Origin of the sequence: Pseudoalteromonas lipolytica, assembly GCF_900116435.1 — a bacterium.
Classification (GTDB): Bacteria; Pseudomonadota; Gammaproteobacteria; order Enterobacterales; family Alteromonadaceae; genus Pseudoalteromonas; species Pseudoalteromonas lipolytica.
The window spans coordinates 24,694-32,585 of the sequence record NZ_FPAZ01000027.1 but is presented as its reverse complement, the minus strand read 5'-3'; the positions used below and the strand labels follow the sequence as shown (position 1 = coordinate 32,585).

General features: G+C 42.2%; 7 protein-coding genes. All 7 read right to left on the bottom strand.

Going from position 1 to position 7,892, the window contains the following annotated elements; all coding sequences use genetic code 11:
• Positions 1 to 610: 610 nt before the first annotated feature.
• Complete coding sequence (locus BM378_RS19510) at positions 611 to 1,873, bottom strand: aromatic amino acid transport family protein (RefSeq protein WP_074989833.1); 1,263 nt, start codon at positions 1,871 to 1,873, stop codon at positions 611 to 613.
• A 153-nt stretch (positions 1,874 to 2,026) separates the two neighbouring features.
• On the bottom strand, positions 2,027 to 2,218 hold the full coding sequence (locus BM378_RS19505; RefSeq protein WP_036971594.1) for a hypothetical protein: 192 nt from the start codon (positions 2,216 to 2,218) through the stop codon (positions 2,027 to 2,029).
• A 168-nt stretch (positions 2,219 to 2,386) separates the two neighbouring features.
• Positions 2,387 to 3,157, bottom strand: coding sequence for a 3'(2'),5'-bisphosphate nucleotidase CysQ (cysQ, locus tag BM378_RS19500; protein ID WP_074989832.1), 771 nt, complete (start codon positions 3,155 to 3,157; stop codon positions 2,387 to 2,389).
• Positions 3,158 to 3,160: 3 nt separating this feature from the next.
• Entirely contained in the window at positions 3,161 to 3,757 is a 597-nt protein-coding gene (cysC, locus tag BM378_RS19495; protein WP_036971590.1) for an adenylyl-sulfate kinase, read from the bottom strand.
• A 21-nt stretch (positions 3,758 to 3,778) separates the two neighbouring features.
• Complete coding sequence (locus BM378_RS19490; protein WP_036971588.1) at positions 3,779 to 5,506, bottom strand: SLC13 family permease; 1,728 nt, start codon at positions 5,504 to 5,506, stop codon at positions 3,779 to 3,781.
• Positions 5,507 to 5,538: 32 nt separating this feature from the next.
• Positions 5,539 to 6,963 carry a sulfate adenylyltransferase subunit CysN gene (gene cysN, locus BM378_RS19485; RefSeq protein WP_036971586.1) on the bottom strand — a complete coding sequence of 475 codons (1,425 nt, stop codon included), beginning with the start codon at positions 6,961 to 6,963 and terminating at the stop codon, positions 5,539 to 5,541.
• On the bottom strand, positions 6,963 to 7,862 hold the full coding sequence (gene cysD, locus BM378_RS19480) for a sulfate adenylyltransferase subunit CysD (protein ID WP_036971584.1): 900 nt from the start codon (positions 7,860 to 7,862) through the stop codon (positions 6,963 to 6,965). Before cysD ends, cysN begins: the two co-directional genes overlap by 1 nt.
• Positions 7,863 to 7,892 lie beyond the last annotated feature (30 nt).

The following is a 7,892-nucleotide window of genomic DNA, read 5'->3' as shown; positions in this document are numbered from 1 at the left end:
GCCATTGCGTTAGCAAATAAAACAGTTCGGACGGCGTATGCCATGCTGAAAAAGGGCACGCGTTATGAACCAAGCCTACTAGCAAATTAACATTTAGTCTTCGATAACAGAAATAACTGTATTGACCAAGAACCTGCGTTAAGCGGTTAGACCCACCCTTGATAGCCTGTAAAGTGATTAGTGTGTTAAAACACCGAGTAGGAGAAGAGGCACAAGGGCGCGAAAACATCATAGGGCCGAGGTAGCTCCTCATTATGAGCCCGCATATAAGTACGCAGTCTAACAAAATTAACGAAGGGTATTGTGCAATAGGAGGAGTCCATATAAGGTACTTTAGTGCCGAAAGTGTCTGATATGCTCTTCACACATAACCAGAAACATTCATGGCTAAAGCCGTTCCTACGCTTTGTAATCATGATGTTCAATCACAGTCCTAACGTTGTTTAATCATGATGACAAGATTGGAGGCTCTAAAATGGGCTACTTCACCTTACGCTAATCCGTCTCTCATTAATGAGCAACACAACAACGCGGTGCTTGACGAATAAATACGAAAAAGCCCAGCAGGTTTCCCCGCTGGGCTTTTATATCATATATTCAGTACTTACTGTTATTTAATCATGCTGTAAATAAGCGCAAGAACAGCAAGAGAGCCAATAGCTAGCACAAATAAAGTACTTAAGCGGTGCCTGTATTTTTGCAGGCTAGGGACTTTATACACGGCAATCATGGGCATAATGAATAAGATCATGGCGATAATTGGGCCTGATAGCTGGTCCATCATGTCTAAAATACTTGGGTTGATCACCGAGCAATACCAAATAGCGAAGAACATGATAACAGTGCCAATCTTATCAACGAGTTTAGGGTTCATATGTGCTTGCTTACTGGCAAGACCATTGAAACTTTCGCGGGCTCCTAAAAAGTGGCCTAAGAAAGATGACGTAATGGCGATAAACGCTACCAACGGGCCTAGTGTGGCAATGAATGAGTTATCAGTAATATTGGCAAGAAACGACAAGATAGAAACGTTTTCGGCCTTAGCTTGCAGCATTTGTTCTGATGATAAAGACAACACACACGAAAATACAAACAGCAATACAAATACGATTAACAATAAGCTGGTGCGCTTCAGAATTGCTTCTGACTTCATTTTAGCATTATTGCCGTAATGAGCTCGCTGTACATGGACAAAACTTGAGATTGCAGCGGCGTGGCTGAATGAGAACACAATAATAGGAATTGATAACCAGAGCGTTTTCATAAAGCCTGAAAATTCAGGAATTGATACGTCAGGCATCTGCCAGCTTGGGATCAAATACAACGATAAGAAAAACAGAATACCGACGAGTGGATAGACCAAAATAGCAAAAGCACGCAACATGAGTGCTTCTCCACCTAGCATTAAGCTAATCATACCACCCACTAAAATGCCTGATAGAAGCACGCGTGGTGGTGATTCCATACCTAATTGATTAACGATAAAGCTGTCTACGGTATTGGTTAGGCCAACGCCATAAATAAGTAAAATAGGAAAGATAGAAAGAAAATATAAAAGAGAAATTAGCCGCCCAGCATTCATGCCAAAGTGCTCTTCTACCACATCGGTAAAGTCAGCATCTGGTTGTTTTGATGATAATACAAAACGAGCTAAGCCACGATGAGCTAAGTAAGTCATAGGAAAGGCTAAGCACGCCATAATCACTAATGGCCAGAACCCGCCTATACCGATATTAATGGGTAAGAATAAAATGCCGGCACCCACTGCTGTGCCAAATAAACTTAATACCCACTGGGTGTCGTGAAGATTCCATTTCGAGTTACTACTTGTTGTCGATGCACTAAACTGCGCAGCATCTTGTTGTGTGTTCATTAGCACTCCACTATTAGAATAATAATTGTCGCGCAGCATATAGAAAAGCAACTAAGAATGCATGTTTTAGCGTTGTATTTAGATAACTATGCTGTAAGGAGAGACTTACAAAAGGAAATGCTGGGCTAGTTTAGTTAAGCCCAGTTGTGGTGTTTACTCTGCTGCTGCAAGTGCGCGGGCTTTTATATCAGCAGCAAATGCTAAGCCTTTTTTAAAGCGAGCTTCAGCTGCTGTGATTTCACTTTCATCGCCATTAGCAGCAAGCACACCTTGTGATAGTGCTTTGTAAAGAGAAGTGATTTGCGCTTGGTAAGCTGCCTCAATGGCTTTTTCAACAGTCGTCATCGTCATTCCTTTAATAGATTAAGAGGGCAAAATATTATCGGAACACAGGCATAAAGGCTAGTTTAACGTTAATTTAGAGAGGGTAAGTTTTTACTTTAAGTCGCTGGGTTTCGCTTCGCGTTACCCAGCTTATGTAGTATTTCACTCTATAACATCGACTGCTAAAGACTAGTCCTGTAACGCCGATACTATAAAATACGGATTCAGATATTCTTCTTTACTGTTATACAGCAGTGGACTGCCATCGAGTTTGCTAACCGTTGCTCCTGCTATTTCGGCAATCGCATGGCCTGCGCCTGTATCCCACTCGCAGGTTGGGCCTAAGCGAGGGTAAATATCGGCGCTGCCTTCGGCTACTAAACATAGTTTTAGTGAGCTGCCTTTTGAGACCATTTCTACGTCATCGAATTGTTTTACAAATTCAGCTAGGTCAGGGGAAGGGTGTGAGCGACTGCCAACAACACGAATAAGCCCTTTATTTGGCTTGCGGGTAACTTTAAGTTCGATGCGTTCATCGCCCTTATCTTTAAACGCACCAATGGCGTTGCTTGCAATATATGAGACACCCAATGCAGGTGCGTCGACGACGGCTAAAATAGGCTTACCGTTTTCAATAAGCGCAATATTTACCGTAAACTCACCATTCTTTTTGATGAACTCTTTTGTGCCATCAATCGGGTCGACTAGCCAATAACGTTGCCAGGTTTGACGAACATCCCAGCTAATATCTGCACTTTCTTCACTTAGAATCGGAATGTCTGGCGTTAACTGTTTTAAGCCATTAACAATCACTTTATGAGCTGCTAGATCGGCGTCGGTTACTGGGCTTTCATCGGCTTTGTATTCGACGTTAAAATCTTTTTCGTAAATACCCATAATGGCATTTCCTGCTTGGCGCGCCAGCAGTAAGATTTCTTCTAGCAGTTCCGTATGATTCATGATTTAACCTATAATTTGCTGTTGTTTTAGATACGCTACCAGTTCTTGCACCGATTGGTCTAGGGTGTTTTTGCTCGTATCGATTTTAATTTCGGGTGATGTTGGAACTTGGTAGTCTGAATCAATACCTGTGAAATGCTTAATTTCACCCGCACGTGCCTTTTTATAAAGCCCTTTAGGGTCACGAGTTTCACATACGTCGAGTGGAGTATCTAAAAACACTTCGATGAACTCACCATCATCTACCAAGTTCCTTACCATATCGCGTTCACTTTGGAAGGGTGAAATAAATGCGGTGAGTACCACAAGACCGGCATCGACCATGAGTTTCGCTGTTTCGCCTACGCGGCGAATATTTTCAACACGATCTTCATCAGTAAAGCCTAAATCTTTACATAACCCATGGCGTACGTTATCACCATCAAGTAGATAGGTGTGAACACCAAGTTGGTTTAGTGCGTTTTCTAGCGCATTGGCCACGGTGCTTTTACCAGAGCCAGAAAAGCCAGTGAACCATAAAATAGTCGGCTTATGCTTTTTTTGCTCACTACGTTGTGCTTTAGTGATTGCGTAGTTATGCCAAACGATATTCTCATTCATTGTATCTGTTCTCGTTGTTTGTTATTGAAATGGGAAAACCAGTGGTATCAATGTAAGTACCGTAATCGAATAGATAATCGATAAAGGAAGGCCCATGGCAATGTAATCTTTTAAGCGGTAATTTCCCGCACTGTACACCATAAGGTTGGTCTGATAACCAAATGGTGAGATAAAGCTGGCCGATGCACCGAAGGCCACGGCCATAATAAAGGGCAGTGGGGAAACATCAAAGCCAATAGCCAGCGCATACGCAACAGGAAATGAAAGTGCGGCGGCTGCATTGTTGGTAATCAATTCGGTAAACATGACCGTCATTAAGAAGATAGCAATAAATGCCCCGTAAGGGCCAAAGTCACCTAACACATAAAGCATGCCATTTGATATTTCACCAGCTAAACCGGTGCCAATCATGAGTTTGGCGAGTCCAATCGCACTGCCTACAACCGCCAGTAATTCGATAGGGAAGCGACGTTTAACTTCACTGAGCTTAATTGTGCCGCTGAGCATTAGGCCAATGAGTAACACCAATAAGCCTTTTACTAAGGGGACTAAACCGATAATGCTTAACGTTAAAACCCCGGCAAAACTAGCCAGCACAATGTTTGATTGCTTTGCTTTTAAATGTGTTTGTAAATCGAGACCCGAAATATAAACAAACTCACGCTTTAAGTTTGGGAGTGTGTAAAATGCTTTACCCGGCGCGAGAATCAAGGAATCACCAGCTTGTAATTGCACCTTACCTAGGCCTCCTTGTAAACGGTCATGACCTCGACGAATTGCAATTACTGCCGCATGAAACTGTTCGCGAAAGCGAATTTCTTTAATCGTTTTGCCAATGTATTTAGAGGAGTGACTCACGACCACTTCAACAAGGTGTTCAACATCTTTCTCGTGCTTGTCATGAACCACTTTTAAGCCATCAAATTGAGTCAGTAAAGGAACAGACTTTATATCGCCGACAAATAATAATACGTCACCTTCTTTGATTACTTGTTTTGGGGTGACGGCACAAATACGTTTGTCACCACGAATGATTTCAGCAAGGAAGAGATCTTTTAATTCACGCAGACCATTTTCTTCAACACTTTTACCAATCAGCTTTGAATCAGCTTCTACTTTGCCTTCTAAGTAAAATGGCACGACTTCTTGGTTATTTTTACCGTTATCGGGTAGGTATTTAAGCATTACAATAATGGTGATCAGGCCCACACTTAATGCGCCTAAACCAACCAGTGTAAAATCAAAAAAACCTAAGGGAGCCATGCCCGCTTCAACAGCAAAACCATTGACGATTAAATTAGTTGAGGTGCCAATTAAAGTAATTGTGCCGCCGAGTATTGCGGTGTACGACAAAGGCAGTAATAGTTTTGATGGCGAATGTGTCGGGCTCTCTTTTATGGCACTAATAAGAGATGCCACAACGGCTGTGTTATTAGTAAACGATGACAAAAAGGCGGTCGATAAGCCAAGCTTAGTGACAGAGCTTGTCAGGCTACCTTTTGATAAGGATTGGGCAAGTTTCTGTACCAATGTGGTTTTTTCTACCGCAATTGATACCAATACTAAAAGTATCAGGGTGATTAACGAGGGATTGGCATAATTAACAAGCATATCCTCAAGGCTAATAAGCCCAGAAAGATAGCTAATTCCAATGGCGCTCACAAATAACCATGCTGGTTTTAATCGTGTGCCAAATAGGCACCCGACTAATACCAGCATAATGCCTGTTAATACCAGCTGTTGATACATGCTTTTTACTTCCTATAACAGGCGAATTGTGATTATTTAAGCTTAGTTATATCAAGCGCTTGCCAATGAGGGAAGTGCTTGCGAACAAGTGCATTAAACTCAACTTCAAAGTCGCTAAAGCCACTTTGTTGCTCTTCAGTGCTTAATAACTGCTCGATCATACCTGCTGCAACCGTTAAGTTTGATAGGCGATCGATTAAGATAAATGCCCCTGTTTCATGGTTGTCGTGATACTCATCTGCCAAAATTGTTTCTGTAAGCTCGAGGGTTACAATAGCAATTTCGTTTAGCTGCAGAGAGTCTGCTTGGCCATGCTCTAAGGTATTTACATCAATCGTGTGATCAATTTTTTTCACCACCGCTGAGGTATTTTTGCTGCCTAACTTAAAGTTATAGTTTTTACCTAGCACCAAGGGAGATTCATGCATCCACACAAGTTTGGCTTGAATACGGTTTGTTACAGCGGCTTTAGATGCGGCTGGTACAATTACATCACCACGACTGATATCAATTTCGTCGTTAAGCGTTAGTGTAACTGCTTGGCCTGCTTCGGCTGTATCAAGGTTCCCATCGAAGGTGACAATCTCTTTGATACTTGAGCTTTTTCCTGATGGTAATACTTTTACGGCATCACCCACACTGAACGTACCTGAAGTGAGTGTTCCTTGGAAACCGCGGAAATCTAAGTTAGGGCGCACAACATATTGCACAGGTAAGCGTGCTTCAAAGCCAGTATCAATTTCAGCCGCAGGGGAATCTTCGAGTAATTCTAGAAGCGGTTTGTCGGTGTAATAAGGTGTATGTTCAGAGCGTACTACAACGTTGTCGCCTTTCAATGCTGACATAGGTACGAACTTAATGTTTGTGACGTTTAACTGCTCTGCAAACTTAAGGTAATCGGCTTTGATTTTCTCATACACGGTTTCGTCAAAATCGACGATGTCCATCTTATTGATAGCAACAACAAATTGTTTAATCCCTAAAGAGTCACAAATAAAGCTATGACGCTTAGTTTGTACCTGCACGCCATAACGTGCATCGACTAGGATAATTGCCACATCGCTGGTTGATGCACCTGTTACCATGTTGCGGGTGTATTGCTCATGTCCAGGCGTATCCGCAATAATGAATTTACGTTTTGCTGTTGAGAAATAACGATACGCAACATCAATCGTGATGCCTTGTTCTCGCTCAGCTTGCAAGCCATCAACGAGTAGGGCTAAGTCAAGCTCTTCACCTGCATTACCAACTTTTTCGTTGTCTTTGTGAAGGGCTGCAAGTTGATCTTCATAAATTTGGTGGCTGTCATGCAGAAGGCGGCCGATTAACGTTGATTTACCGTCATCAACACTGCCACATGTCAGCATACGTAAAAGGCTTTTGTCTTGTTGACGCGCAAGGTAGGCGTCGATGCCTAGCTCTCTTACTTCATTAATCGTGTCGTTAGTTTTAGACATTAGAAATAACCCTCACGTTTTTTCTTTTCCATAGAGCCTGCAGAGTCGTGATCAATCACGCGACCTTCACGCTCAGATGATGTTGATAACAACATCTCTTCAATAATTTCAGTTAATGAGCTGGCGGTTGATTCCACAGCACCAGTAAGTGGGTAACAGCCAAGGGTACGAAAACGGACCGACTTCATTTGCGGTACTTCGCCTTCTTCAAGCGGCATGCGCTCATCATCAACCATAATGAGAGTGCCATTGCGCTCAACAACAGGGCGTTCTTTGGCTAAATATAGTGGCACCATTTCAATGTTTTCTTGGTAGATGTATTGCCAAATATCAAGCTCAGTCCAGTTAGATAAAGGGAATACACGAATACTTTCACCCGGATTAACTTGGCTATTGTAAGTATTCCACAGCTCTGGACGTTGATTTTTAGGATCCCATCTGTGGTGCTTATCGCGGAAAGAATAAACACGCTCTTTGGCACGTGACTTTTCTTCATCGCGGCGAGCACCGCCGAATGCAGCATCAAAACCATATTTATCAAGCGCTTGTTTTAAGCCTTGGGTTTTCATGATATCGGTATGCTTCGCTGAGCCATGAACAAACGGATTAATATCAATCGCTAAACCTTCAGGGTTTTTATGGACGATTAAATCAAAGCCATATTCTTTGGCTAAACGATCGCGAAACTCGATCATTTCCTTAAATTTCCAGTTGGTATCAACATGCAAAAGAGGAAATGGAATTTTTGCTGGGTAAAATGCCTTACGTGCTAAGTGTAATAACACCGATGAATCTTTACCGATTGAGTAAAGCATAACCGGGTTTTCAAACTCAGCAGCAACTTCGCGCATGATCTTGATACTTTCAGCTTCTAATTGCTGAAGGTGTGTTAAAGCCATTGTTAGTCGTCCTACTAAAATGATTAAAAG